Source organism: Actinomadura sp. GTD37 (genome assembly GCF_041951365.1).
In the GTDB taxonomy this organism is placed as follows: Bacteria; Actinomycetota; Actinomycetes; order Streptosporangiales; family Streptosporangiaceae; genus Spirillospora.
The window spans coordinates 56,662-81,379 of the sequence record NZ_JBGNUS010000008.1 but is presented as its reverse complement, the minus strand read 5'-3'; the positions used below and the strand labels follow the sequence as shown (position 1 = coordinate 81,379).

Sequence of the window (24,718 nt, the reverse complement as noted above, 5' to 3'; positions counted from 1 at the left end):
CCCACGTCACCGTCCCACGAGCGCGACGACGGCGGCCGACAGCGGCTCGATCGTGTCGAGCAGGCCGCGCGGCGCGACGCCGACGAGCAGCGACAGGACCAGCAGGGGGGCGAGCGCGGCCAGTTCGGGCCGCCGCACGTCGGTGACCCGCGCGGTCAGCTCGCCGGGCGGCCCGAGCACGGCCCGGTGCAGGACGCGCAGGAACAGCGCCGCCGTGATCAGGATCCCGGTGATGGCGAGCGCGCCGGTCGCGGCGGCCGCCGCCGTGCCGCTCCCGATCGTCCCGGCGAAGATCTGGAACTCGGCGATGAACCCGGACAGGCCGGGCAGCCCGAGCGAGGCGAACGCGGCGGCCCCGAACAGCCCGGCGAACACGGGCGCGCCGCGCGCGATGCCGCCGAACCGGCCGAGGTCGTAGCTCCCGGCCCGGTCGTGCAGGACCCCGCACAGCAGGAACAGGGCCCCGGTGACGAGCCCGTGGCTGACCATCTGCGTGACCGCGCCGGTCACCGCGAGCCGCCGCGCGCCCGCGTCGCCGGACGCGTACCCGGCCGCGCCCAGCGCGAGGACGATGTAGCCCATGTGGTTCACCGACGTGTACGCGACGAGCCGCTTGACGTCGTCCTGCGCGAGCGCGACCAGCGCCCCGTACAGGACGCCGACGAGCCCGACGATCAGGAAGACGAGCGCGTAGCGGCGCCACGCGTCCGGGAGCATCGGCATGGCGATCCGGACGAGCCCGTACGTGCCCATCTTCAGCATGACCCCGGCGAGGATCGCCGACCCCGCGGCGGGCGCGTCGGTGTGCGCGGGCGGCAGCCAGGTGTGGAACGGCACGACCGGGGTCTTGATGCCGAGGCCGATCCCGACGGCGAGGAGCGTCAGCCCCGCCAGGCCGCCGCTGAGCGGCGGGTCGCGGGTCAGCTCCACCATGTCGAACGTGTGGGGGTCGGCGCCGAGGTAGAGGCCGATGAAGCCCAGCAGCAGGATCAGCGAGCCCAGGAACGTGTAGAGGAAGAACTTCAGCGCCGACCGCGCCCTGCCGCCGTGGCCCCACAGCAGGATCACGAAGTACATGCCGACGATCGACAGGTCGAAGAAGACGAAGAACAGCAGCAGGTCGAGGGCGGCGAACAGCCCCAGGCACACGGTCTCCAGGAAGAGGAACAGGACCGCGAACGCCCGCGCCCGGCGCGTCCGCCCCAGCGAGTACACCGCGCACGCCGCGAACAGCACGGCGGTGAGGGCGAGGAGCGGCAGCGACAGGCCGTCCACGCCGACGTGGTAGCCGGCCCGGACGGACGGGATCCACCGCGCGTTCGTCTCGAAGGACGTCCCGGCGGACGTCCCGTGGGAGACCCACATCCAGGCGACGAGGACGACCTCGGCGAGGCTGACGCCGATCCACGTCCACGGCACCGCGCGGCGCGGGACGGCCGGCACGGCGACCGCGGCCGCCACCGCGACCGGCAGGAAGATCACCAGGGTCAGCATCGGCTCACCCGGCCAGGACGGCGACGACGACGAGCACCGCGAGCACCACCGCGGCCTGGGCGTAGTACATGTGGACCTGCCCGGTCTGCGGACGGCGGGCCAGCGCGGCGAGGGCCCGCGCGGCGCGGGCGACCAGGCCGGTCAGGTCGTCCACGCGGATCTCGACACGGCGTCCGGTCAGGCCCGCCGCCCGCCGGCCGCCTCGTGCGACGCCCCGGACGGCGCCGTCCACGACCCGGTCGTCGAACCGGGCCAGTGCCCGCGCGACCGCGAACGCCGGACGCACCACCGCGGCGTCGGCGGCCCGCTCCAGGTACAGCCACTCCGCCGCCCATCCGGGCGCGGGGAGCCGGCGGGCGTATCCGACCGCAGCGACCGTCGTCACCGCCAGCAGTCCGGAGAGGGCGAGCGTCCAGATCTCCGGCCCGTTCTCGTGCGGCGCCCCGAGCAGCCGCCGCCACGCGCCGGCCACTCCCGGAAGCGCAAGCACGCCGAGCACCGCCGCCGCGACGGCCAGCACGACCAGCGGGACCTGCCCCAGCGCGGGCACCCGGACGGGCTCCCCCTCCGCCGGGCCGAACACCGCGAACAGCGCCTTCGCCGCGTAGGCCGCCGAGAGCACCGACGCCGCGAGGCCCACCGCGAGCAGTCCGGGCGGCAGGCCGGCGAGGACCGCGTCCTTCGTCGCCCACAGCGACAGCGGCGGGACGCCCGCCAGCGCGACCGCCCCCACCCCGAACGCGGCCCCGACGACCTGGTGCCGCCGCGCCGCGCCGCGCAGCTCGTCCAGCCGCCGGGTCCCGAGGGCGCTCAGCCAGGCGCCCGCGCACAGGAACAGCAGGCTCTTCACCGCCGCGTGCGCGACCAGCTGCGCCGTCCCGGCGGCCACCGAGCCCGCGCCGGCCCCGAGCACCATGAAGCCGATCTGCGCGCACGTCGACGCGGCGAGGAGCTGCTTGAGGTCCCGCTGGGCGACGGCGACGGCCCCGAGGACGAGGGCGGTGACCGCGCCCGCCCAGGAGACGAGCGCGTCCGCCCAGCCGGTCGCCGCCAGCAGCGGGTGGACGCGCATCAGCAGGTACGCGCCGGCCGCGACCATCGTCGCCGAGTGCAGCAGGGCCGACACCGGGCTCGGGCCCGCCATGGCCCGCGCCAGCCAGAACGAGAACGGGAGCTGCGCCGACTTGCCCAGCGCGGACACCACGACCCCGGCCGCGATCAGGTCCCGCCAGGGGGCGTCCGCGTGCGCGAGCGCGTCGAGCCGCAGCGAATGGGCCCCGGCGACCGCGAAGCCCGCGGCCGCGTACAGCCCCATGTCGGCGGCCCGGGTCGTCAGGAACGCGACGTCCGCCGACCGGACCCGCTCCGCGTCCGGCCACGCGTAGCCGATGAGCGCGTACGACATCGCGCCCATGACCTCCCAGCCCATCAGCAGCATGAACAGGTCCGTCGCGGTGACCGTGACGGCCATCGCCGCCGCGAACAGCAGCATCAGCCCGTGGAAGCGGGGGCCGTACCGCTCCGCCGCCGCGAAGGCGAGCACCGCCGCGAGGACGACGGCCAGGGTCACCAGCAGCACGGCGGACAGTCCGTCCACCGCGAGGCCGCCCGGCCGGAGGCTCATCCGCGCAGCTCTCCCGCGTCGTCGGTCATGTCGACGTCCCGGGCCCGGAACAGCGCGGTGACCACCGCGAAGCCCATCGCCATCTCCAGCGCCATCACGGTGATCGCGACGAGGACGAGGACCTGCCCGTCCGGCATCCCGGGCGACACCCAGTGCCAGAACCCGGCCGCCGCGACCACCACCCCGTTGACCATCAGTTCGAGCCCCATCATCAGCATCACGATCGACTGCTGGGACAGGGCCCCGAACAGCCCGACGCAGAACAGCGCGGCGGCGAGCAGCAGGAACGTCTCAAGCGTCACGGTCGTACCGCCCCCGGTGCGTGGCCAGCACCACGGTCGCGATCATGGTGGCCAGGATCGCGATCCCGATCACCATCATGACCAGCATCTTCGGCCCCATGATCGACTCGCCGAGCGCGAACGTCGGATCCCGGGGCGGACGTCCCGCCCGCGCCGGCCACGGGACCGCGAAGATCCCGGCCGCCAGCGCCGCGAAGAGGCCCGCGGAGATGCCGAGCGCGCCGCGCTTGTTGTGCAGCATCGACATCGGCATCAGCCCGGCCGGGTTCATCATGTACATGACCATGAAGACGGCCATCACCAGCATCTCCATGATCATCATCAGGATCACCAGCACGCCCAGGTAGCGCAGGTCGACGAGCAGCAGCTCCGCGCCCACGCACAGGAAGGACGCGAGCAGCGAGAACGTCGCCCGCGCCATCGAGTCCACGACGAAGACCGCGATGCCGGACCCGACCGCCGCGGCGGCGAGCACCCAGAACGCGGCGTCCTCCACGATTCGCCTCCCTCAGACGACGACGATCCCGACGACGAGCATCTGCAGCAGCGCGGCCGGGATCAGCACCGTCCACGCCGCCGCCATGGCCCGGTTCATGCGCAGCACCGGCACGCGTCCCCGTGTCCACACGAGCAGGGCCAGGACGGCGCACGTCTTCACCAGCGACCACAGCCATCCCGGCAGCAGCGGTCCCGCCCCGCCGCCGAGGAACAGCGGGACGGCGACGGCCGCCGCCACCGCGAGCAGCCCGTACCGCCCGGCCAGGAAGACGAGCCGGTCCGGCCCGGACAGCTCGGCCATCGCTCCCCCGGCCAGGTCGCCGCCCACCGGATGGCCGAACGGGCCCCAGAACGCCATCGCCGACGCCGAGACCAGGTAGACGGCGAACGCGACCGGCATCCAGACCGCGAACCACAGCCCGTCCTGCGCCGCCGCGATGACCCGCAGGTCGAGCGAGTGCGCGCCCAGCGCGGCGGTGATGAGCGCGAACATGTGCGGCAGCTCGTAGGCGAGGCCCTGCGCGAGGAACCGGTACCCGCCGACCAGCGCGTACGCGGAGTTGACGCCCCAGCCCGCCAGCCACACCGAGCCCCAGGCCACGACCTCCATCGCGTTGAACCAGACGACGCCGACGCTCGCCGGCACGGCGACGCGGTCGCCGAACGGCACCACCAGCGCGGCGAGCGCCGCCGCCACCGGCAGCGAGACCGCCCCGGTGCGCACCAGCAGGCGGTCCGCGCGCGCCGTGGTCCGGCGCTGCATGGTCAGCAGCCGGACGGCCTCCTGGAACGGCGCGGCGGGACGTCCCGCGAGCGCACCGCTCAGCGTCGCCGCGGCGACCGCCAGCACCCCGAGGACCACGACCTCAACCATCGACGGCGCCGAGGTCCGGGTCGAGGCTCGCCACGATCAGCCGCGCCTCGGCCAGCTCGGCCCCCGCCAGCAGCGACGGCAGCGCCTCCAGCGACTCCCGCGCGGGCGCGCGCCGCGTCCCGTCCGCCCCCTCGATCTCCCGGAGCCACCCCTCGACCCGCTCCCGCACGTCGCCGACGCCGCGCGTCATCCACCGCAGCGCGGGCGACCGCCGGACCCGCCGGGCGAACGCCCCGAACCGCGCGCCCGCCGCACCGTCCAGGGCCTCATCGCGCAGCACCGCGGCGCGCTCCCCCGCGACGTCCCACCCGGCGACGCGCAGGAACCGCGCGAGGCTGTCGAGCCGGGCCGCCACCCGCCGCTCGTCCGTCCAGAAGGTCCGCTCCGCGCGGTCGACGGCGATGGCCTCCGCGGCCTGGACGACGTCCCCCTGCAACGTCAGATCGACGCGCAGCCCGGCGGGCCAGTACGGCAGGACCGGACCCAGCGGCACATGCAGGACGTCCAGCCGCAGCCCGTCGCGGTCGTCGGCCCGGTCGGCCATGCCGGCGTCCAGGCGCAGCGGAGGCCGCTCGCCGCCGGACGCGCCGTCGAGCCCCCGGGTCCGCGGCTCCGGCATGTCCCGCCACACGGTCTCGATCGCGTCCGCCAGCGCCGGCCCCGGATTCCCGCAGACGACGAGCGTCCCCGTCTCCGCGGGCGACAGCGCGGGACGCCACCGGCGCCGCCGCAGCTCGGCCTCGACCGCGAGCCGGTCCCGCGTCCCGTCCGCCGCGGACACGACGAGCGGGCGCGGGTCGCGCCTCAGGACCACCGCAGCGCCCCCTCCCGCCACGCGTAGAGGACGCCGACCAGCAGCAACGCCAGGAAGGCGAACATCTCCACGACGGCCTTCACGCCCACCGACGCGACGACGAGCGCCCACGGGTACATGAAGACCATCTCCATGTCGAACGCGAGGAACACCAGCGACACCGCGTACCAGCGCACGTGGAAGCGCGACAGCGCGTGCTCGGCCGGACGCGCCCCCGACAGGTACGGCCCGGCCTCGAACGCCCGCGGCGCGACCGCGAACGACACCGCGTAGACGGCCGCGATGACCGCCGCCACCAGCCCCAGCACCGACAGGACGACGGCGTACGGCGGCATCGCGGCTCCCGGTGGACGGCTAGTAGTCCGCCTTTACCTGATCGGGGCGGCCGTGAAACATCGCCCCGGGCCTTCCGGCCCCTACGCCTTCCGCTCCCGGTCGGCGGCCGCGGCGGCGAGGATCATCTCGTCCACGACCCAGCGGGCCCGCGGCGACAGGTCGACGAGGGCGCGCAGCACCTCCGGGCGGATGACGCCCTGCTCCACGTCCCGGCGCAGTGCCTTGATCGTGAGGTCGTCCCCGATCGGCTCGGACTCGCCGGCGAACCCGAAGAACCCGATCGGCACCCCGAAGAACGTGGCGAGCGCGGTCAGCGTCTTGAGCTGCGGGTTCTCCTGCCGCCCGGTGCGCAGCTTCCAGACGGTGGTGGACGAGATGTCCTCGCCGGTGGCGCCCGCGATGGCGGCGGCCGTCTCCACGTTGTTGCGCGGCGGCCCCGCGTCCGCGGGCCACAGGTTCTGGATCAGCCACTCCACCTTCTCGGCCAGCGACGCCCCCGGCGAGATCCCGTCCGCGTGCTCGCGCATCATGCCCCTCCCCATGTCAGTGATTTTAGTTGACCACACCCGTGCTCGTCAGCCAAGGACACGCGGCCGGGAAGGACCGGAGAGGGAGGCGCCGTCTGGTCCTCAAGCGGGTGGCGCCTCCCCCGCTGCGGCGAACTTTGCCAAGAATCGTTGCAAAGGGTCTTTGCAACTTCTAGCGTCGGCGGCATGAAGGAACAGCCGGTCCCGGAGGTGATCACCGATCCGCGGCGGGTGCGGCTTCTCGCGCACCCGCTGCGGCAGCGGATCGCCGAGATCATGCGGCGCGGACCCGTCTCGTCCACCACCCTCGCCCGCGAACTCGGCGAGAGCACCGGCTCGACGAGCTACCACCTGCGGCAGCTCGCCAAGCACGGGTTCGTCGAGGAGGTCCCGGAGCTCGCGCGCGGGCGGGAGCGCTGGTGGCGGGCGGTCCCCGGCGACCGGCGGCTGCCGCCCCACGGCGAGCAGTCGGCGCAGATGCGGGAGGCCGTGGCGGAGCTGGCCCGCCTCGAGTTCGCCAACGGGCTCGACGGGCTCACCCGCTACCTGCGCGAACGCGACGGCCTCGGCCCCTGGGCGGACGCGCTGCTCTTCTCGTTCTCCACCGTCACGCTGACGCCGGACCAGGTGCGTCCCTTCTTCGAGGAGTACATCGCGCTCCTCTACCGCTACAAGCGCGCCGACGACGACCCGCCGCCGGACGCGCGCACCCTCCACGCCAGGTTCCTGGCGTTCCCGGAGGTCTAGGGCCCGGGCCGGCGAGTTGCCCCTCGCCGGCCCGGGCGGGCGGAAGCCCGCATCACCACGCCGCACCGCGGCGTGTTCGCACGCGACACGAACCCCCGACGAAAGGAGAGCACTCCATGCTGCTCTCGCGCAAACGCATGCTGAAATGGGCGGTCCTGCTGCTCTGGGTCGTCATCGCGATCCTGGCGGCGCCGGCGGCCGGACGGCTCTCGGACGTCGTCCAGGCGAAGTCGTCCGCCGAACTCCCCCGGGGCGCCCAGTCCACGCGGGTGGACGAGCTGGCGTCCCGCTTCCCCGGCGGCGAGCGGGCGCCCGGGATCATCGCCTACGCCCGGACGTCGGGCATCACCCCGGCCGACCGGGCGAAGGCCGAGGCCGACCGCCGCGCCCTCGCCCCGCTCGCCGCGGGGACGATCGCCGCGCCCGTCCCGTCCGGCGACGGCAGGGCCCTCATGCTGGCCGTGCCGCTGAAGGACGACGACACGCTCGGCGACAAGGCCGGGAAGCTGCGCGACCGGTCCCGCGCGGACGTGCCGCCGGGCCTCGACGTGCGGCTGACCGGCCCGGCGGGCGCCGCGCTGGACGTCGGGGACGCCTTCGAGAAGGTCGACAAGCCCGTCCTGATCGCCACGGTCGTCCTGGTGGCCCTCGTCCTGCTGCTCACCTACCGGAGCCCGGTCCTGTGGCTGCTGCCGGTCGTGAACGCGGCGATCGCGCTCCAGGTGACGGGCGCCGTCGTGTACCTGCTCGGCGAGCACGCCGGCCTCTACGTCGCGGACGGGACGTCCACCATCCTCAACGCGCTCGTCTTCGGCGTCTCCACCGACTACGCGCTGCTCCTCCTCGCCCGCTACCGGGAGGAGCTCCGCCGCCACCCCGACCGGCACGACGCGATGCGGATCGCGCTGCGCCGCGCCGCGGCCCCGGTCTGCGCGTCCGCCGCGACGGTCGCCCTGGGCCTGCTCTGCCTCCTCGCCGCCGACATGGGCTTCAACTACGCGCTCGGCCCGATCGGCGCGATCGGCGTCCTCGTCGGCCTGGTCGTCGTGATGTCGCTGCTGCCCGCCCTCCTCGTGATCCTCGGCCGGTGGGTCTTCTGGCCGCGCGTCCCCCGCTGCGGCGACGCCCCGCCCGCGCGCGGGGCGTGGGACCGCGCCGGCCACCGGATCGCGGCGCACCCGCGCCTGGTCTGGATCGGCGGCCTGGCCGTCCTGGGCGCGCTCGCCTCCGCCTGCCTCGGCATCAGCACGGGCCTGGACCGCGCCCACTTCCTCACCAGCACGCCGAGCTCCGCCGTCGGCGAGCAGCTGCTGGCGCGGCACTATCCCGGCGGCCAGGGCCGTCCGCTCCAGGTGGTCACCGGGAAGCCGGCGTCGGTGACGACCGCCCTCCAGCGGGCCCCCGGAGTAGCGCGCGTCGGAAACGCCCAGCGGTCGGCGGACGGCCGCCTGACCAAATTGGACGTGGTCCTGACCTCGCCTCCGGACAGCGACGAGGCGAAGAAGACCGTCCGCGCGCTCCGCGAGGCCGTCCCGGACGCCCTGTTCGGCGCGAGCACCGCCGGGGAGGTCGACCTGGCCGACGCCCAGGCCCACGACCGGCGGGTGGTGATCCCCCTCGTCCTCGGCGTCGTCCTGCTCGTCCTGGTCGTGCTGCTCCGGGCGCTGGTCGCCCCGCTCCTGGTGATCGGCACGGTCGTCGCGTCGTACTTCGCCGCCCTGGGCGCCGCCTGGCTGCTGTTCCGGTACGCCTTCGGCTTCCCCGCCCTCGACATCCAGGTCGCCCTGATGGGGTTCCTGTTCATGGTCGCGCTGGGGGTGGACTACAACCTGTTCCTCGTCTCCCGCATCCGGGAGGAGGCGGCCCGCTCGGGCCATCGGGCCGGGGTCCTACGCGGCCTGGGCGTCACCGGGGGCGTCATCTCCAGCGCGGGCCTCGTCCTCGCCGCCACGTTCGGCGTCCTCGGCGCCATGCCGGTCACGATGATGGTGCAGATAGGCGTCCTGGTCTCCCTGGGAGTCCTCCTGGACACCTTCTTCGTCCGCTCGGTCATCGTCCCCGCCCTGGCCCTCGACGCGGGCCGCCGTTTCTGGTGGCCGTCCCCGGCGCCGGCGCGCGGCCGCCGCGTCCGGCTAGAGGACGGCGACGCCGCTGAAGTGGGGGACCTCGGGTTCACTCCACGGTGAGGGGTCGGGACGCCACCGCGAGCACGACACCACGCCCGGCTCCAGCAGCCGGGCGCCGTCGAACAGCGCCTCGATCTCCTCGGGGGACCGGGCGCGGATCGGCGTCCCGCCGCGCTCCATCACCTCCCGCACCGCCCGGCGCATCGCCTCGCCGTCCAGTTCGTCGGTCGTGGCGTCGCAGGTGTGGGAGATGACCAGGTGGCTGCCGGGGGCCAGCCTGCGGAGCAGGTCCGCGACGAGCCGCCGGGCCTCGCCGTCGTCCAGGATGTGGTTCAGCACGCCCAGCAGCATGAGCGCGACCGGACGCTCGAAGTCGAGGGTGCCGGCGGCCGCTTCGAGGACCGCCGGCGTGTCCCGGATGTCGGCCTGGACGTAGTCGCACGCGCCTTCGGGGCGGCTCGTCAGCAGGGCGCGCGCGTGGGCGAGCACCAGCGGGTCGTTGTCGACGTAGACGATCCGGCTGTCCGGCGCGAGGCGCTGGGCGACCTCGTGGGTGTTGTCGACGGTGGGGAGCCCGGTGCCGAGGTCGAGGAACTGCCGGACGCCCTGGGCGACCAGGAAGCGCACGGCGCGCCCGAGGAAGGCCCGGTCCTGTTTGGCCGAGACGGCGATCCCGGGCAGGACGCGCAGGACGGCGTCGCCCGCCTCCCGGTCCACCGCGTAGTTCTCCTTGCCGCCGAGCCAGTAGTCCCAGATGCGGGCCGAATGCGGCACGCTCGTGTCGATCTCGGATCCGGGCGTCTCCGGCATGTGCTGGCTCCCTCGGGCGACGATGATCGTCCTCATCATTCACCAGCGACCGGGCCGGGATCCGCCTTGTGCCGGATCAATTGCCGCCGCCTTCCGGCGCCCGGCGATTCGTCTGCGTGGGGACGCCCGACGTCCGGCGACCGCGCCGATCGGGGACGGCGGCGCGGCGGGTGAGGGGTTCCGCGGCGATCAGGGCGGACAGCAGGACGGGGCCCAGCGCGAGGCTGAACAGCACGTCGGTGAGCCAGTGCTCGTCCGCGACCGTGAGCGCCGCCGCCGCGACGCAGCCGGTCGCGAGCGAGATGCCGCGGCGCCGGCGCGCGGACAGCCGGACGGAGGGGAACGCGGCGACCAGCAGTTCGAGGACGACCCAGACGAGCACGAACGCGTTGAGGGTGTGGCCGGACGGATACGCGGCCCCGCCCGTGAACAGGAGGTCGGCGTCACCGTACGGATACGTCCGGGGGATCACCGCCTTCAGCCCGGCCTGCGCCAGCGACAGTCCGAACACGATGGCCGCGCTCATCACCACGTAGCGGGGCGAACGCGTCCGTATGGCGGCTATGACGGCCAGCGGGGCGATGACCGCCACCAGGTCGCCGCGCTGGCCGAGCTTGGTCGCCAGGTGGACGGCGGTGAGGGGCCCGTCCCGGACGTGCGCGTCGCAGTACTCGTGGACGATCCAGTCGAGGTGCCTGAGCGGGCCGCCGGTGAGGACGTCCGCGGTGACCAGCACCATGGCCGCGACGAGCAGCGCGCATCGGCCCTTCGATCCCCACCGCACGGACGGAGCATTCCCCCCGTGCCGCGTTCGCCCACATCAGGCGCAGGGATCATTTGGAGCCGCCGCGAAACCCGGAACGCAAAAAAGAACCGCGGAGCGCCGTGATGGCGTTCCGCGGTTCGCAGGTACCCCCGAGCGGATTCGAACCGCCGTTACCGCCTTGAGAGGGCGGCGTCCTAGGCCACTAGACGACGGGGGCCGGACCATGCACCCGGGTGATCTCCCACCCGGACGTCGCCCAGCCTACCGGACCGGACCCCCCACCTCGAACCGGTTTCGACCACCCCGCACCCGGCCGGACGTTCGACGGCTTTACGGCAGCGCTCATCAAAAAAGGAAACGTGGACTTCGCAGGAAAAACCCTCTGCGCGTACGCCCCGGCCACCGGTTCGGGCGAAGCCCGAACACCGGGGGTTCCAGGGGGTCGCCCCCCTGGGAAGACACCGCGGGCCCCGGCGAAGGTGCGAAAGGCACCGAGCAGGCCGGCCCGCCACGTACCCCCGAGCGGATTCGAACCGCCGTTACCGCCTTGAGAGGGCGGCGTCCTAGGCCACTAGACGACGGGGGCGTGGTCCGCCTGAGCGGACGCAGCTGGGGTACCAGGACTCGAACCTAGACTAAGTGAACCAGAATCACTCGTGCTGCCGATTACACCATACCCCAGTGAGGTACGGGCTTCCGTGCCGTTTCCGACCCGGTCGCTCGCGCCTCGATGAGAATACAGGACCTTGGGACAACGACCAAAACGATTGCGGGGAACGGCGGTTAGCGGGTGAAGTCGGGCGGGCCGATGTGCTCGCGTCCCCACTCGACGAGGGGCCGCAGGCGCCGCCAGGACGTCCGGACCCGCGCGACCACCTGGCCGGGGTCCTCCATCCACGGGTCGGCGGGCCATCCGGTCCGGGCGTAGAGGGAGCGGTGCCGCAGGAGTTCGAGGCGCGGGTGGTCGGCGGCCGTGCCGCGGGGGCGCGTCTTGAGCCGGTCGCCGGCGATCTCCATGCCGGCGGAGCGGAGGTCGTCCACGATGGCCTGGAGTTCGCCGCCGCCGGTGTCGGAGCCTGCGGCCTCGCGGTAGCGGCGCAACTGTTCGGGAGTGGGCGCGTACATGCCGCCGGCGACCATGAGGCCGTCCGCGTCGACCTGGAGGTAGAAGCCCTCGCCCGTGTGGCCGCCCTGGTGGGTCTTGTAGGGCGACTTGTCCTTGCTGAAGCGGACGTCGCGGTACGGCCGGAAGAGCTTGACCGCGCCGAACTCCTCTTCGAGTTCGGCGCACAGCTCGGTCAGGGGCTCGCGCACATGGCGTTCGTACGTCTTCTTGTGGGACGTCCAGTAGGACTTGCTGTTGTCGCCCTGCAAGCCCTCGTAGAACGAGAACGCCTCGTCGGTGAAGCCGCCGAACGCCACGGCTCAGTCCCGCTCGATGACGCGGTTGGCGAGAGTGCCGATGCCCTCGATGGTGACGGTCACCTCGTCCCCGATCTGCAGCGGGCCGACGCCTGCGGGGGTGCCGGTGAGGATGACGTCGCCGGGCAGCAGCGTCATGACCTGGCTGACGTACTCGACGAGCTCCGGGACGCCGTGCAGCAGCAGGGACGTGCGGGCGTCCTGGCGGACCTCGCCGTTGACGGCCGTGGAGATCGCCAGGTCGGCGGGGTCGGCCTCGGTCTCGATCCACGGGCCGATCGGGCAGAACGTGTCGAAGCCCTTGGCCCGCGTCCACTGCCCGTCCTTCGCCTGGAGGTCGCGGGCGGTGACGTCGTTGGCGCAGGTGTAGCCGAGGATGACCTCGGCGGCGCGGGAAGCGGGCACCTCGCGGCACATGCGGCCGATGACGACGGCCAGCTCGCCCTCGTGGTCGACTCGCTCGGACAGCTTCCGCGGGTAGGCGATCGCCTCGCCGGGGCCGATCACGGCGGTGGACGGCTTGGCGAAGAGCACCGGCTCGGCGGGCGGCGCGTCCCCGCCCATCTCGCGGACGTGGTCGGCGTAGTTCTTCCCGATCGCGATGATCTTGCTGGGCAGGATCGGCGCGAGCAGCCGGACGTCGGCGAGCGGGAACCGCTGCCCGGTGAACGTCAGCTCACCGAACGGGTGGGCCGCGATGGCGGCGACGGTGTTCTCCTCCACCACGCCGAAGGACATGCCTTCGTCGGTGGAGAACCTGGCGATACGCATGTCCGGAAGCCTAGTACTCCGGTCAGAACCCGCACGCCTTGCCGTTGAGCTCGCAGCCCTTCGGGGTGGACGCGGGTCCCGAGGCGCCGAACTGGACGTCCCAGGTGCCGCCCGGCGGGATGGCGGGCGCCCCGTCCAGGTTCTTGATCTCGGCCTTCGCGCCGCCGTGCACGAGCCGCGCGCCCCAGATGTTCTTCACGTCCGCGCCGGGCGTGCGGAACGTCAGCTTCCACGCCTTCATGGGACGGTCGGTCCGGTTGGTGATGACCAGCTTGCCCTCGAAGTACCCCTCGTCCTGCTGGACGAGCTGATACGTGATCCCCTTGCCCTCGACGAGCGGGCCGATCGGGGCGGTGGTCGCGGGCGGCGGCATGCCGGGCTGCTGGACGGGCGGCTGACCGGCCGCGGGCGGCGTCGCGGGCGGCGTCGCCGGCGCCTCGCTCGGCGAGGGGGCGCCGGGCGGGGTCGGCTCGTCCGTCGGTCCCCCGGCCGGGGCGGACGCTGCGGCCGGCGGGGACGCCGCGGTCTTCCCCTCGCCGTCCGAGCCGCCGCCGGTGAGCAGCAGGGCCACGACCGCGGCGCCGGCGAGGAGGGCCACCGCGGCGACCGCCGCGATGAGGATCACCGGCAGCCTGGACCGCGAGGCCGGCGCTCCCCCGGACGGCATCGCGGACGGCATCGCGGACGGCGCCGCCGGCGCGGTCGCGTCGGGCTGCGGCCCCGTCCCGAGGCCGCCGGAGGGCATGGCGAAGGGAGCCCCGGGGCCGCCCGCCCCGGGAGAGGTCGACTCGTGCCCGGCGCCGAACTGCTCCGTCCAGGGCGCTTCTCCGACGACCGGCGCGGGGGCGGGGGCGGGTACCGGTTCGGGTCGCTCGGCCGCCGCGGGGGCGGGCGCCTGCTCGGCTGCCTGCTCCGGCTCCAGCTCCGGTATCGCGCCCTGCCCGAACGCCGCCGCCTCCGCCGGGGGCGGAACGTGCTCCTCAAGCCGGATGTCGGTGACGGTCGCGGACGCGTTCTCCGGCGCCGGCGCATCGTGGAGGGTGACGTCGGGAGCGTCTTCCGGGTCGTCCTCCGGATCGTCGGCCGGAAGGTCGTGGAACGTCACGTCCGGGTCGTCGACCGGGTCGTCCTCGGGGTCGTCCACTGGATCGTCGACCGGGACGTCCTGGAGTGTCGCGTCCGCGAGGTCGTCCACGGGCTCGTCGACGAGGGTCGCGTCGGCCCCCGTCTCCGGACCCGGCGCGGCGGACCGGCCGGGAACGCGGAACTCGGCGGTCGTCTTGTGGTCCGGGGGCACGTACCCGGGCTCCTCGCCGCTCAACTCGTCCACCCTCCGCTGTCGTCGAACTCATGGACTCCGACGACGGACGAACCGGTTCGGTTCACGCCGAACCGGGAGGTGTCCGAAAGGCGTCACCCGGCGGGCGCCGGCTCCAGCCCGCGGCGGGCCGCCTGCCGCAGCTGCCGGTTGAGCATGTCGGTGATGAGCTCGATCGCGTCGGGGGTGGTGGCGTCGTGGGCGCCGCTCAGCCAGCGGGTGGCCTCGGCCAGCAGGTCCTCGGCCGATTCGCCGGCCGGCCCGGCGTCGGCCATCCGCCCCAGCACGGCGCCGAGGCGCAGCGCGGCGTCGGCGCGCCCGGACTCGGCGGCCCGCCGGTACCAGTCGGCCGCCTGGTCGAGGTCGTCCTCGCGCTCGTACATCTCCCCCAGGCCGAAGGCGACGTCCGCCCAGGTCCCGTCCGTAGGACGTCCAAGGTCCTCGGGAGTCCAGGGTCGAACGGGCATACGATCACTCCGGCTGGTCGGTTCGGTGGAGGACGGCGAGCGGGCATGCCGCGCAGGCCGTGCGGATCCTTATAGTGGACGCTTCACTCAAAATCCGCCACCGCTTTAGCCTGGTTTGACGAATTTTCTGCGTAGCCGTACCGATACTGGCGGAAACACCCTCGTTCTTTCGAACGAGCGGTTCAGTCCGCCACGGGGTAGCCGAGGACGAGCGCGTCCTGGAAACCGTCGTGCCCCGCGGCGCAGGACCGCAGCGGGACCGGCGCGCCCGCCGCGCCGCGCTCCAGCAGTCCGGGGACGGAGCGGGGGTCGGGCAGCACCTCGGCTCCGAGCTGCACGGGGTCGCGCAGCACCGTCCGCACACCGGGCTCCCCCGAGACGAACCCGCCGAGGACGAACCCCTCGGACTCGTTCCACACGAGGGCCCGGAGCCCGAGGACGAAGGTCGCGTCCCGGGGGTCGCACGGGTCGAGCCAGACGTCCGAGAGCGGCGCACCGCGTTCCTGCAGCGCGTCGCCGACGCGGGTGATGTAGCCGCGGGTGGCGTCGACGAAGGGGTCCGAGTGAGGCAGGGGTCGAAGGCGGTCGATCACTGGTACATCCCTCTCTTCGGTCTCTTTACGAAGTATGAGGGAAGTTGATCCCGAATGTCCCGTTTCTGAGGGAGAAATCTGGCTGAAGGCAGCCTAAACAGCCCCTTTCGCCACATTCCTCCCTTCCGTCTCTTCGGCCGTCCGCCGTCAGCCCACCCGGGTCGAGGCGAACTGAGGGACGGCCCGCGCGACCGGCCGCGCGGCCGGTTGCGCGGCGAACTGCGGGACGAGCTGCGAGGCGAGCCAGGGACCGACGACCACGGCGCACGCCCCGGCGGAGCAGAACGCCGTCAGCCGCGCCGGCGCGCCCGCCCGCCGGCCCAGCTCGACGCTGATCACCAGGACCGTGGCCCCGGTGACCACCGCCCGCACGGCTCCGGCCCACGGCTCGCGCGCGACGGCGAGTTCCGGAACCGGCGTCAGCCGCAGGAGGGGAACGGCCGCGGCACTCGGCTCGTCCGCCGCGACCGGCCCTCCCAGGGCGCTCAGCCCGGCCCGCTCGAACGTGATCGGCTGCTCCGGCGCGCTCGGCGCCGCGTCCATCCGGTCTTCCACCTCGAACCCTCCTCAGGTCAGCGGCCTGCTCCGCGGCGACCGGAGATCATGTGCGCGGCCTGTTCAGGCCCCGGACGGTGACCAGCGCCGGCCAGGGGCCGGTCTCCACCGGCGCGGGCGGCTCGCTGCGGAGGTCCACGTTCTTCGTCCGGTGGCCGAGGGCCAGGACGTAGAGCGCCAGGGTCAGGAAGAGCGCCACGGGCACGAGCACCCACAGCATGATCATCGCGGTCATCAGAACCTCCTCCGGGGTTCGCGATATCCCTTACATCCAGCACATCCTGCTGCTAACGTTGTCGGAGTTTTCAGCTAGTAAGCTTGTCCCAACAAGTCGCTCGCTGAAGGTGTACCCTTTTTTGGGATTGCAAACACGTTGAACGGGAAGTACTTGGTGAGAAGTCCGGTTCTGCGCAATGTCCCGCTCATCCGGCGGGCGGCGCGGTTCCGGGGGGACGCCGGGAAGGGAGCGGGAACCGATGGCTCGCACAACGCCTCTCCGCTGGCGCGACATCGCCGATGACCTGCGTCAGCGCATCGAATCGGGAGACCTCGCCTCTGCGGACGGCACGTCCGGCCGACGGCCGCTGCCTCCCGAGAAGGACTTGGAGCGGCACTACCGCGCGTCCCGCAACACCGTCCGGGACGCGCTCGCCTGGCTCCGGCAGCAGGGGTACGTCGTCTCCGAACAGGGCAAGGGGACCTTCGTCGTACCCCAGCCCGACATCGTCCACGTCACGCTCCGCGCGGTCGAGCTCGGGCTCGCGCCCGGCGTCGTGTCGGAGGAGTGGTACAACCGCGACGCCGCCGTCCCCGCGGACTGGAACGCGTCGGTGTCGCAGGTGAAGGTGGAGGTGCAGGAGGGCACCAAGGTCATCGCCCGCTACCTGCAGATGAAGACCGGCTCGGAGTTCATCTCCCGCCACCAGGAGATCTTCCTCGACGACAAGCCCTGGGTTCTGCAGACCTCCTTCTACCCGCTGGAGTTCGCCACCGCCGGCGCGTCCCGCCTGCTGCTCCCGCGCGACATCCCCGAGGGGGCCGTGGCCTACCTGGGCAAGACGCTCGGCTACCGCGAGGTGGGCTTCCACGACGAGATCAAGGCCCGCGTCCCGGACGAGAACGAGAAGCGGTTCTTCAGCCTCGGCGACTCCGCGGCGAGCATCGTCTTCGAGACCGTCCGGACCGCCTACTCCGCCGACGGCAAGGCGTTCCGCGTCACCGTCACGGTCTGGCCCGCCGACCGCACCCGGCTGCACTACAACGACGGCGACGTACCCGCCGCCGTCCTCAGAACGCCCGGGCTGGCGTCCACCGACGCCGCGCCGGACGAATCCCCGCCGGACGACGACGCCGGCACCGGATAGCCGGCCGCCGCCCGATCACGGCGGCCGTCACGCATTCGTCCATACGCCCCCCTTCCCGACCGGACGGGAGCCGCCGCGCTCTCGCGACCCGGCCGGGAGGCGGGGGCCTCGTTCTTCACGGAGCCAGGAGCACGTGGACACAGACACCGGGGCCCGTCAACGCAGCCGGGCCGCCCACCCCAGCTACCGCATCCGCCCCGCCCGGCCGGACGAACTCGACGTCGTCCTCGGGCTCATCGACCACGCGGCCGCATGGCTGCGGGCGGAGAAGGCGACGACGCAGTGGGCCGCTCCCTGGCCCAGCCCGGACGGCCGGTTGAAACGGGTCAACGAGGCCCTGATCACCGGGGAGACCTGGCTCCTGTTCGACGCGGAACGCCCGATCGGAACCGTCTCCATCAAGACGATGGGCCAGGAGGAGCTCTGGACGGCGCAGGAACGCGAGACCGAGGCCGTCTACCTGCACCGCCTCGTCATCCACCGCGACTACAAGGGCAAGGGCCTGGGCGCCGAGCTGATCGACTGGGCCGGGCGCGCGGGCGCGGCCTGCCAGGAGCGCGCGGAGCTGATCCGCATCGACGTCTGGACCGACAACACGGCGCTCCACGCCTACTACCTCGGCCTGGGCTTCGAGAAGGTCGCCACCCGCGAGACCAGCGACCGGACTCCGTCGGGCGCCCTGTTCCAGAGACCTCTCGACCTCGTGCGCACGGCCGGCACGCGACGCATCGTCGAGGCGGCCCCCCACGCTTGAGGACCCCCATGGCGGCCAGGACGCCGAGGCACATCGAGATCGCGCTGGACATCCGGGCCCCAGATCGAGGACGGGACTCTCGCGCCCAGCGGGGCCGGTGGTCGTGGTCGGCGGGGCTGTGCGGGGCGGGGTCAGACGAAGCGGACGAGCATCAGGTCGCTGTCGGGGGCTTCGCGCCAGTAGAAGGCGCCGGGGTCGCGGGACATGCCTTCGATCTCGCCGGCGATGATCAGCGCGCGGTTGATGCAGTCGGTCTTGTTGTAGCCGGTCTGCTCCTGGAGGAGCTGGAGCGCCTGGACGGCCTTGCCGGTGAGGTTGACCGTGACGCGCTCGCTCTGCGGGACGGCGTCGGCGCGGCGGCCGGGGTCCTCCGCGTCCGCGGGTCCGCCCGAGGCCGCGGAGGCTGCTCGAGAGTTCGTCATGAGCGCTCACTCCAATCCGGGGCGCGCAGCCCGGCGTGCGTTCCGGCGCCGGGGCCGGATACCCCCGCCGGTCAGGCGACCATACAGCTCTCCGTCAGCAGATTCATGCCCCGCGTACAGCATGTACGTGAGAGGTTCCCCGCTTCGACGAGGAGAAACCTCGAAAACTTCGCGGGTTGCCTGCTAGTGACAGAATAGTCACTGTCTTTCATGCGGGCTTCGCATGGTTTTCAACTGCATTTCAGTCTAGTCTCTCTACTGGGAGACGTGGGGACGTAACCGACGCCGAGGAGCCGGTGGCACTACGCCGAGCCTCCCCGGGGGAAGGAACACTCCGTGGGATTGAACCGTTGGGCGGCCCGGTCGCGGGGGCGAGCGGCCGCGCAGGCCGGGCCGGGCCTGGTGAACGCGAAGATCATGACCCCGGCGACGCTCGGGGCGGTGGTGCTGGGGTACGCGCTGGACGGTTCGGCGACGGCCGCGATCGGCGGCGTCCTGATGTTCCTGACGTTTCCCGCGGTCGCGGTCACCAACGCGGTCGTCCAGTACCTGAAGGCCGACACGTTGCAGGTGACGTCCGGGCCGCCCGCGCTGCCGCCCGTTCCGCCCGCGCCGTCCGCCGCGCTGCCCGCAGTGGCGCCGGCGTCCGGCGCGGCCGTGCCGCGCGAGACCGCGACGTTCTGGGAGGCGCTGACGCCCGCGGAGCAGCGCGACCTGCTCTCGCGCGCCCGCACGCACCTGTACCGGAAGGAGGACGTCCTGTGCCGGGAGGGCGGGCCCGCCTGCGAGGTCGTCGTGATCTTGTCCGGCTGGACGCGGGTGTGGGTACGGGAGGGCGCCGAGCAGCGGATCATCGCGTTCCGCGGCGCCGGGGAACTGGTCGGCGAGCGGGCCGCGCTCGTGGTCCGGGACCGGTCCGCCACCGTGACGGCGGAGAGCGACGTCCGGGCCCTGCGCGTCGACGCCCCCGGGTTCGGCGCGTTCCTGGACGCCAACCCGCGCGTGCGGGCCGTCCTGGAGCAGCAGGTCTACCGGCGGCAGACCGAGAAGCACGACTTCCAGGACGTCCAGGACGTCCGGGGCAACTGCTCGATCCTCATCACCGACATCACCGAGTTCAGCTCGCCGGCGCGCACCGACGCCGACCGCCAGTACGTCCTGGACGCCATGTACGACCTGATGGGCGAGGCGTTCACCGCGTCCGGCCTCGACTTCGGCCGCCTCTACCAGGAGGACCGCGGGGACGGCGCGCTCGTCATCGTCCCGCCGGCCACCCCGACCGACAAGGTCGTCGACCCGATGCTCGCGCACCTGGCGGCGGAGCTGCGGCGGCACAACCGGCGCGCCTCCGAGGCCACCCGGCTCCAGCTCCGCGCCGCGCTGCACGTCGGCCCCGTGCGGCGCGGGCCGAACGGCGTGGCCGGCGGCTCCATCATCACCGCGCGGCGGATGGTGGACGCGCCCGCGGTGAAGCGCCGCGCCGCCGAGACCGGCGCCGACCTGGCGTTCGTCACGTCCGACCACGTGTTCGACACGGTGATCGCGTCCGCCCCCGGCCTGGTCGACCCGAACCGCTACTCCCGGGTCAGGGTCAGGGTGAAGGAGGCGTCGCTGTCGGCGTGGCTCATGCTGGAGGGCGGCGGATCCCGGCTCCGCGCGGTCTAGCGGACGAGGTCCTGGTAGTCGGGGTGCCTCTGGATCCACTTCTTGATGAACGGGCACAGCGGGACGACCGAGAGCCCCTTGCCGCGGAGGTCGTCCAGCACGCCGCGGGCGAGCGCGCTCCCGACGCCCTTGCCCTCGAACGCGGAGTCGACCTCGGTGTGGACGAGGACGACGGCGCCCTCGGCCGGTTCGTACTCGACGAACCCGGCGAGGTCGCCGTCCAGCCTGATCTCGTAGCGGCTCTTCCCGGCGTTGTCGGTGATCTCTGTGCTCATGCCCCCGATAATGCCCGACCTGCCCGGGACATTCCCCGGCGGCCGCACCGGCGCCGTCAGCCCGCCTCGTGGCCAGCGCGGAGCAGGCAGTAGGTGACGGCCTCCTCCAGCGCCTGCCAGGACGCGGCGATGACGTTGTCCTCGACGCCGACCGTGCCCCACTCGCGCTCGCCGTCGCCGGACTCGATCAGCACCCGCGTCCGCGCGTCGGTGCCGTGCGCGCCCTCCAGGATGCGGACCTTGTAGTCGACCAGCTCCAGCCGCGCCAGCTCCGGGTAGAGGCGGCCGAGCGCGAGGCGCAGCGCGTTGTCGAGGGCGTTGACGGGTCCGTTGCCCTCGCCGGTCGCGATGATCCGCTCGCCCTTGGCGTGCAGCTTGACGGTGGCCTCGCTGACCATGGAGCCGTCCGGGCGGCGCTCCACGATCGACCGCCACGACTCGACCTCGAAGTGCCGCTGCCGGACGCCGGTCAGCTCCTCGCGCAGCAGCAGCTCGAACGAGGCGTCCGCGGCCTCGAAGGTGTAGCCGGTGGACTCCAGGTCCTTGACCTTGGCGACGACGGCCTTGGCCTTCTCGCCGGACAGGTCGTAGCCCAGCTCGCGGCCCTTCAGCTCGACGGACGCGCGCCCGGCCATGCTCGACACCAGCATCCGCATGTCGTTGCCGACGGCGGCCGGGTCGATGTGCTGGTACAGGTCCGGGTCGATCTTGACGGCGGAGGCGTGCAGCCCGGCCTTGTGCGCGAACGCGGACACGCCCACGTACGGCTGCTGCGAGCTGGGCGCGACGTTGGTGACCTCGGACACGGCGTGCGCGATCCGGGTCATCTCGGCGAGCTGCGCGTCCGACACGAGGCTCATGCCCCGCTTGAGCTGCAGGTTGCCGACGACCGTGAACAGGTTGGCGTTGCCGCTGCGCTCGCCGTACCCGTTCGCGCAGCCCTGCACGTGGGTGGCGCCGGCCTTCACCGCGGCGAGCGTGTTCGCGACCGCGCAGCCGGAGTCGTCGTGGCAGTGGATGCCGACGCGGACGCCGTAGCCGACGACCTCGTCGACGACCTCGGCCAGCTCGTCCGGCAGCATGCCGCCGTTGGTGTCGCAGAGCGCGACGACGTCCGCGCCCGCCTCGGCGGCGGTGCGGACGGCCTCCAGCGCGTACGCGCGGTTGGCCCGGTGGCCGTCGAAGAAGTGCTCGGCGTCCAGGAAGACTCGTTGGCCCTCCGCACGCAGGTGGGAGACCGTGTCGCGGATCATCGCGAGGTTCTCCTCGAGACTGGTGCGGAGGGCCAGCTCGACGTGCCTGTCGTGACTCTTGGCGACCAGGGTCACGACGGACGCGCCGGATTCGCGCAGCGCGGCGACCTGGGGATCGTCGGCCGCCTTCACCCCGGCCCGGCGGGTCGCGCCGAACGCGGTGAGCCGCGCGTGCCTCAGGTCGAGCTCTGTTCGAGCCCGCCTGAAGAACTCGGTGTCCTTGGGGTTGGCGCCCGGCCAGCCGCCCTCGATGAAGCCGACGCCCAGGTCGTCGAGGTGCCGCGCGATGGCGAGCTTGTCGGGCACCGAGAGGTTGAGCCCCTCCTGCTGCGACCCGTCGCGCAGGGTGGTGTCGTAGACGTGGAACTCGTCGCCTTGCATAGGTGAGCACCCCCAGAGGGATCAGCGCCAGGGCACAAAAAAGACCCCTCACGGACGTGAGAGGTCTGCGCGCCGGCGGTGTCCCGTTAGCTGCCGGCGCGCCAGCCGATAATGACGAGGCTGTGGCGCATGATGTTCTCAGTCTGCCACACGATTCCCATGCCCGGGACACCCGTCTCAGATCATGAGACGGGCCCGGCCCCGGCGCGTCTCCCGCCGGGGCCCGCGAACGCGCAGGTCAGACGAGTTTGTGGACCCACCCGTAGGGGTCGGGACGGGTGCCGTACTGAATGCCGACCAGCTCCTGGCGGAGCCGCATCGAGATCTCGCCGGGCTCGCCGTCGCCGATCGTCCACTCCCGGTCCCGGCCCTTCACCCGGCCGACCGGGCTGATGATCGCGGCGGTGCCGCAGCCGAACACCTCGGTGATCTCGCCGGACTCGCAGCCCGCCTGCCACTCGTCGATGCTGATCTTGCCCTCCTCGGCGGGGACGCCGAGGTCGGGGGCCAGCTTGAGCATCGAGTCGCGGGTGACGCCGGCGAGCAGCGTGCCGGTGAGCGCGGGGGTGAGCAGGCGGGCCCCCGTGCCGGTGCCGTAGACGAACATGAGGTTCATCGAGCCGACCTCCTCGACCCAGCGGTGCTCCACCGCGTCGAGCCAGACGACCTGGTCGCAGCCCTGCTGGACGGCCTCGGCCTGCCCGGCGAAGGACGCCGCGTAGTTGCCGCCGAACTTGGCCTCGCCCGTCCCGCCGGGGGCGGCGCGGGTGTAGTCCTGCGAGAGCCACACCGAGACGGGCTTGATGCCGCGCGGGTAGTACAGCCCGGACGGCGACGCGATGACCATGAACAGGAACTCGTTCGCCGGGCTGTTGACGCCGAGCGCGCGGGTCGTGGCGATCATGAACGGGCGCAGGTAGAGGCTGTGCCCCTCGGCGTCGGGGACCCACTGCTTGTCGGTGCGGACGAGCAGCTCGATCGCGTCGACGAACAGCTGCTCGGGGATCTCCGGCATCGCCATCCGCCGCGCCGACCGGTTCATCCGGGCCGCGTTCATGAACGGCCGGAAGGTGACGACCGAGCCGTCCGGCTGCCGGTAGGCCTTCAGGCCCTCGAAGAGCTCCTGGGCGTAGTGGAACACCTGCGAGGCCGGGTCCATCGGGATCGGCCCGTACGGTTCGAGCTTCGCGTCGTGCCAGCCGCGCTCCGCCGAGTACCTGATCGTGATCATGTGGTCGGTGAAGTGCCGGCCGAAGCCGGGATCGGCCATGACCGCCGCGCGCTCGCCGGCGCTCGCGGGCCGCTCGGTGCGCGTGATCTCGAACTCAAGGGTGTCGCTCATCGCGGTTCGTCCTCTCGCGGATCGCCGGGCGGCCCCATCGCCGCTGTGGCGTCTCTAGTCCCTATTGTCGTACTTCGTCTAGACCTGCTCCTCCACGCGCGGCGCATACGGAGAACCGGGCGCGCCGCGTGGGCACGCCCGGTCCGGCCGGACAGGCGGCGTGCCCTATCCGGATACTCGCTTGGCGATCGCGTCGCCGATCTGGGACGTCGACCGCGCGCCGAGGCCGGCGCGCTCGGCCAGGTCGTCCGAGACGGCCTGCTCGACCCGGCGGGCCGCGTCGCCCTCGCCGATGTGGTCGAGCAGCATGGCGACGGACAGGATCGTGGCGGTCGGGTCGGCCTTGCCCTGCCCGGCGATGTCGGGCGCGCTGCCGTGCACCGGCTCGAACATCGACGGCGCGGTGCGGTCGGGGTTGACGTTGCCGGACGCGGCGAGCCCGATCCCGCCCGCGATGGCGGCGCCGATGTCGGTGATGATGTCGCCGAACAGGTTGTCGGTGACGACGACGTCGAACCGCTGCGGCTGGTTCACGAAGAACATGGTGGCCGCGTCGACATGGACGTAGTCGGTCGTGATCTGCGGATACTCCTCGCCGACCCGCTTGAGGACGCGCTGGTACAGGTCGCCGGCGAACGTCAGGACGTTGTCCTTGTGCACCAGGGTGAGCTTCTTGCGCGGCCGGGACGCCGCGACCTCGAAGGCGTACCGGACGACCCGCTCGACGCCGAACGCGGTGTTCACGCTCTCCTGCGTGGCGACCTCGTGCGCGGTGCCCTTGCGCAGCACACCGCCGACACCCGTGTACGGGCCCTCGGTGCCCTCCCGGACGACGACCATGTCGATGTCGTCGGTCGTCACCCCGGCCAGCGGCGTCCGGACGCCCGGGAACAGCTTCACCGGGCGCAGGTTGACGTAGTGGTCGAGCTCGAACCGGGTCCGCAGCAGCAGCCCGCGCTCCAGCGTCCCGCTGGGCACGCTCGGGTCGCCGACGGCGCCGAGCAGGATGACCTCCTGCTCGCGCAGCTCGGCCAGCACCGAGTCGGGCAGCGTCTCCCCGGTCCGGTGCCAGCGGGCGGCGCCCAGGTCGTAGGAGGTCTGCTCGAACGTGAGGTCGCCGGACACCGCGTCGAGGACCTTCAGTCCCTCGGCGACCACCTCGGGGCCGATCCCGTCACCAGGGATGACGGCCAGGCGAATGCTGCGCGAAACCATGCG

At 72.8% G+C, this 24,718-nt stretch carries 27 protein-coding genes and 3 tRNA genes; 5 read left to right on the top strand and 25 right to left on the bottom strand.

The features are described 5' to 3' along the window. Window positions 1-6: 6 nt before the first annotated feature. The 8 genes from ACA511_RS32415 to ACA511_RS32380 form a co-directional block, all read right to left on the bottom strand. A complete protein-coding gene (locus ACA511_RS32415; protein WP_375028492.1) occupies window positions 7-1,494 on the bottom strand; it encodes a NuoM family protein in 1,488 nt (495 codons plus the stop codon). 4 nt (window positions 1,495-1,498) lie between these two features. Next, a complete protein-coding gene (locus tag ACA511_RS32410; protein WP_375028491.1) occupies window positions 1,499-3,118 on the bottom strand; it encodes an NADH-quinone oxidoreductase subunit L in 1,620 nt (539 codons plus the stop codon). Continuing rightward, entirely contained in the window at window positions 3,115-3,420 is a 306-nt protein-coding gene (nuoK, locus tag ACA511_RS32405) for an NADH-quinone oxidoreductase subunit NuoK (protein ID WP_375028490.1), read from the bottom strand. Before nuoK ends, ACA511_RS32410 begins: the two co-directional genes overlap by 4 nt. Beyond that, a complete protein-coding gene (locus ACA511_RS32400; protein WP_375028489.1) occupies window positions 3,410-3,916 on the bottom strand; it encodes an NADH-quinone oxidoreductase subunit J in 507 nt (168 codons plus the stop codon). The genes nuoK and ACA511_RS32400 overlap by 11 nt, the downstream gene beginning before the upstream one ends. Before the next feature lie 12 nt (window positions 3,917-3,928). Next, the gene (locus ACA511_RS32395; protein WP_375028488.1) at window positions 3,929-4,792 is read right to left on the bottom strand and encodes an NADH-quinone oxidoreductase subunit H; all 864 of its coding nucleotides are present in this window, start codon (window positions 4,790-4,792) and stop codon (window positions 3,929-3,931) included. After that, complete coding sequence (locus tag ACA511_RS32390; RefSeq protein WP_375028487.1) at window positions 4,785-5,606, bottom strand: hypothetical protein; 822 nt, start codon at window positions 5,604-5,606, stop codon at window positions 4,785-4,787. Before ACA511_RS32390 ends, ACA511_RS32395 begins: the two co-directional genes overlap by 8 nt. Next, window positions 5,597-5,941: an NADH-quinone oxidoreductase subunit A gene (locus ACA511_RS32385; RefSeq protein WP_375028486.1), complete on the bottom strand. Its 345-nt coding sequence runs from the start codon at window positions 5,939-5,941 to the stop codon at window positions 5,597-5,599. Before ACA511_RS32385 ends, ACA511_RS32390 begins: the two co-directional genes overlap by 10 nt. A gap of 81 nt (window positions 5,942-6,022) precedes the next feature. Next, window positions 6,023-6,484: a hypothetical protein gene (locus ACA511_RS32380; RefSeq protein ID WP_375028485.1), complete on the bottom strand. Its 462-nt coding sequence runs from the start codon at window positions 6,482-6,484 to the stop codon at window positions 6,023-6,025. 171 nt (window positions 6,485-6,655) lie between these two features. Between ACA511_RS32380 and ACA511_RS32375 the strand changes: the two genes are divergently transcribed. Continuing rightward, window positions 6,656-7,216: an ArsR/SmtB family transcription factor gene (locus tag ACA511_RS32375; protein ID WP_375028484.1), complete on the top strand. Its 561-nt coding sequence runs from the start codon at window positions 6,656-6,658 to the stop codon at window positions 7,214-7,216. Window positions 7,217-7,332: 116 nt separating this feature from the next. Continuing rightward, on the top strand, window positions 7,333-9,402 hold the full coding sequence (locus tag ACA511_RS32370) for an MMPL family transporter (protein WP_375028483.1): 2,070 nt from the start codon (window positions 7,333-7,335) through the stop codon (window positions 9,400-9,402). On the opposite strand, the gene ACA511_RS32365 is transcribed toward ACA511_RS32370, so the two are convergent. The 12 genes from ACA511_RS32365 to ACA511_RS32310 all read right to left on the bottom strand — a co-directional run bounded on the left by ACA511_RS32365 (window position 9,349) and on the right by ACA511_RS32310 (window position 16,279). Then, the gene (locus ACA511_RS32365) at window positions 9,349-10,152 is read right to left on the bottom strand and encodes an SAM-dependent methyltransferase (protein ID WP_375028482.1); all 804 of its coding nucleotides are present in this window, start codon (window positions 10,150-10,152) and stop codon (window positions 9,349-9,351) included. The two genes, ACA511_RS32370 and ACA511_RS32365, sit on opposite strands and share 54 nt — an antisense overlap. Window positions 10,153-10,228: 76 nt before the next feature. Next, window positions 10,229-10,936, bottom strand: coding sequence for a phosphatase PAP2 family protein (locus tag ACA511_RS32360; RefSeq protein WP_375028481.1), 708 nt, complete (start codon window positions 10,934-10,936; stop codon window positions 10,229-10,231). A 126-nt stretch (window positions 10,937-11,062) separates the two neighbouring features. After that, window positions 11,063-11,135: transfer RNA gene (locus ACA511_RS32355), tRNA-Glu, on the bottom strand. A 296-nt stretch (window positions 11,136-11,431) separates the two neighbouring features. Then, window positions 11,432-11,504: transfer RNA gene (locus ACA511_RS32350), tRNA-Glu, on the bottom strand. 23 nt (window positions 11,505-11,527) lie between these two features. Then, window positions 11,528-11,599: transfer RNA gene (locus ACA511_RS32345), tRNA-Gln, on the bottom strand. A 102-nt stretch (window positions 11,600-11,701) separates the two neighbouring features. Next, complete coding sequence (locus ACA511_RS32340; protein WP_375028480.1) at window positions 11,702-12,340, bottom strand: DUF2461 domain-containing protein; 639 nt, start codon at window positions 12,338-12,340, stop codon at window positions 11,702-11,704. A 3-nt stretch (window positions 12,341-12,343) separates the two neighbouring features. After that, window positions 12,344-13,111 carry a fumarylacetoacetate hydrolase family protein gene (locus ACA511_RS32335; RefSeq protein WP_375028479.1) on the bottom strand — a complete coding sequence of 256 codons (768 nt, stop codon included), beginning with the start codon at window positions 13,109-13,111 and terminating at the stop codon, window positions 12,344-12,346. Window positions 13,112-13,133: 22 nt separating this feature from the next. After that, window positions 13,134-14,432 (bottom strand): cellulose binding domain-containing protein, encoded by a 1,299-nt coding sequence (locus ACA511_RS32330; RefSeq protein ID WP_375028478.1) that lies wholly within the window; start codon window positions 14,430-14,432, stop codon window positions 13,134-13,136. A gap of 92 nt (window positions 14,433-14,524) precedes the next feature. Beyond that, on the bottom strand, window positions 14,525-14,896 hold the full coding sequence (locus ACA511_RS32325; protein ID WP_375028477.1) for a hypothetical protein: 372 nt from the start codon (window positions 14,894-14,896) through the stop codon (window positions 14,525-14,527). Window positions 14,897-15,078: 182 nt separating this feature from the next. Next, window positions 15,079-15,489: a DUF6292 family protein gene (locus ACA511_RS32320; RefSeq protein WP_375028476.1), complete on the bottom strand. Its 411-nt coding sequence runs from the start codon at window positions 15,487-15,489 to the stop codon at window positions 15,079-15,081. Between the two features lie 147 nt (window positions 15,490-15,636). Beyond that, window positions 15,637-16,044 (bottom strand): hypothetical protein, encoded by a 408-nt coding sequence (locus tag ACA511_RS32315; protein ID WP_375028475.1) that lies wholly within the window; start codon window positions 16,042-16,044, stop codon window positions 15,637-15,639. A 46-nt stretch (window positions 16,045-16,090) separates the two neighbouring features. Continuing rightward, window positions 16,091-16,279 carry a hypothetical protein gene (locus ACA511_RS32310; RefSeq protein ID WP_375028474.1) on the bottom strand — a complete coding sequence of 63 codons (189 nt, stop codon included), beginning with the start codon at window positions 16,277-16,279 and terminating at the stop codon, window positions 16,091-16,093. A gap of 241 nt (window positions 16,280-16,520) precedes the next feature. On the opposite strand from ACA511_RS32310, the gene ACA511_RS32305 reads away from it, so the two are divergent. Further along, window positions 16,521-17,408, top strand: a complete 888-nt coding sequence (locus ACA511_RS32305; RefSeq protein WP_375028473.1) for a GntR family transcriptional regulator — start codon at window positions 16,521-16,523, stop codon at window positions 17,406-17,408. Window positions 17,409-17,541: 133 nt separating this feature from the next. Beyond that, on the top strand, window positions 17,542-18,162 hold the full coding sequence (locus ACA511_RS32300) for a GNAT family N-acetyltransferase (RefSeq protein ID WP_375028472.1): 621 nt from the start codon (window positions 17,542-17,544) through the stop codon (window positions 18,160-18,162). Between the two features lie 131 nt (window positions 18,163-18,293). On the opposite strand, the gene ACA511_RS32295 is transcribed toward ACA511_RS32300, so the two are convergent. After that, complete coding sequence (locus tag ACA511_RS32295; protein ID WP_375028471.1) at window positions 18,294-18,584, bottom strand: hypothetical protein; 291 nt, start codon at window positions 18,582-18,584, stop codon at window positions 18,294-18,296. Window positions 18,585-18,920: 336 nt separating this feature from the next. Between ACA511_RS32295 and ACA511_RS32290 the strand changes: the two genes are divergently transcribed. Continuing rightward, entirely contained in the window at window positions 18,921-20,249 is a 1,329-nt protein-coding gene (locus tag ACA511_RS32290; RefSeq protein WP_375028470.1) for a Crp/Fnr family transcriptional regulator, read from the top strand. Here ACA511_RS32290 and ACA511_RS32285 read toward each other — a convergent pair. The 4 genes from ACA511_RS32285 to ACA511_RS32270 form a co-directional block, all read right to left on the bottom strand. Continuing rightward, window positions 20,246-20,524: a GNAT family N-acetyltransferase gene (locus tag ACA511_RS32285; RefSeq protein ID WP_375028469.1), complete on the bottom strand. Its 279-nt coding sequence runs from the start codon at window positions 20,522-20,524 to the stop codon at window positions 20,246-20,248. The genes ACA511_RS32290 and ACA511_RS32285 overlap by 4 nt on opposite strands. A gap of 56 nt (window positions 20,525-20,580) precedes the next feature. Beyond that, window positions 20,581-22,158, bottom strand: a complete 1,578-nt coding sequence (gene cimA / locus ACA511_RS32280; protein WP_375028468.1) for a citramalate synthase — start codon at window positions 22,156-22,158, stop codon at window positions 20,581-20,583. Between the two features lie 238 nt (window positions 22,159-22,396). Next, a complete protein-coding gene (locus ACA511_RS32275) occupies window positions 22,397-23,500 on the bottom strand; it encodes a branched-chain amino acid aminotransferase (RefSeq protein ID WP_375028467.1) in 1,104 nt (367 codons plus the stop codon). Window positions 23,501-23,665: 165 nt separating this feature from the next. Then, a complete protein-coding gene (locus ACA511_RS32270) occupies window positions 23,666-24,715 on the bottom strand; it encodes a 3-isopropylmalate dehydrogenase (protein ID WP_375028466.1) in 1,050 nt (349 codons plus the stop codon). Between the last annotated feature and the right edge of the window lie 3 nt (window positions 24,716-24,718).

Bases quoted from the DNA above. Each gene is read 5' to 3' on its own strand.
- ACA511_RS32415 (WP_375028492.1), bottom strand. From the start codon at position 1,494: ATGCTGACCCTGGTGATCTTCCTGCCGGTCGCGGTGGCGGCCGCGGTC.
- ACA511_RS32410 (WP_375028491.1), bottom strand. From the start codon at position 3,118: ATGAGCCTCCGGCCGGGCGGCCTCGCGGTGGACGGACTGTCCGCCGTG.
- ACA511_RS32395 (WP_375028488.1), bottom strand. From the start codon at position 4,792: ATGGTTGAGGTCGTGGTCCTCGGGGTGCTGGCGGTCGCCGCGGCGACG.
- ACA511_RS32385 (WP_375028486.1), bottom strand. From the start codon at position 5,941: ATGCCGCCGTACGCCGTCGTCCTGTCGGTGCTGGGGCTGGTGGCGGCG.
- ACA511_RS32380 (WP_375028485.1), bottom strand. From the start codon at position 6,484: ATGGGGAGGGGCATGATGCGCGAGCACGCGGACGGGATCTCGCCGGGG.
- ACA511_RS32375 (WP_375028484.1), top strand. From the start codon at position 6,656: ATGAAGGAACAGCCGGTCCCGGAGGTGATCACCGATCCGCGGCGGGTG.
- ACA511_RS32370 (WP_375028483.1), top strand. From the start codon at position 7,333: ATGCTGCTCTCGCGCAAACGCATGCTGAAATGGGCGGTCCTGCTGCTC.
- ACA511_RS32365 (WP_375028482.1), bottom strand. From the start codon at position 10,152: ATGCCGGAGACGCCCGGATCCGAGATCGACACGAGCGTGCCGCATTCG.
- ACA511_RS32335 (WP_375028479.1), bottom strand. From the start codon at position 13,111: ATGCGTATCGCCAGGTTCTCCACCGACGAAGGCATGTCCTTCGGCGTG.
- ACA511_RS32325 (WP_375028477.1), bottom strand. From the start codon at position 14,896: ATGCCCGTTCGACCCTGGACTCCCGAGGACCTTGGACGTCCTACGGAC.
- ACA511_RS32310 (WP_375028474.1), bottom strand. From the start codon at position 16,279: ATGACCGCGATGATCATGCTGTGGGTGCTCGTGCCCGTGGCGCTCTTC.
- ACA511_RS32305 (WP_375028473.1), top strand. From the start codon at position 16,521: ATGGCTCGCACAACGCCTCTCCGCTGGCGCGACATCGCCGATGACCTG.
- ACA511_RS32295 (WP_375028471.1), bottom strand. From the start codon at position 18,584: ATGACGAACTCTCGAGCAGCCTCCGCGGCCTCGGGCGGACCCGCGGAC.
- ACA511_RS32285 (WP_375028469.1), bottom strand. From the start codon at position 20,524: ATGAGCACAGAGATCACCGACAACGCCGGGAAGAGCCGCTACGAGATC.
- cimA (WP_375028468.1), bottom strand. From the start codon at position 22,158: ATGCAAGGCGACGAGTTCCACGTCTACGACACCACCCTGCGCGACGGG.
- ACA511_RS32275 (WP_375028467.1), bottom strand. From the start codon at position 23,500: ATGAGCGACACCCTTGAGTTCGAGATCACGCGCACCGAGCGGCCCGCG.
- ACA511_RS32270 (WP_375028466.1), bottom strand. From the start codon at position 24,715: ATGGTTTCGCGCAGCATTCGCCTGGCCGTCATCCCTGGTGACGGGATC.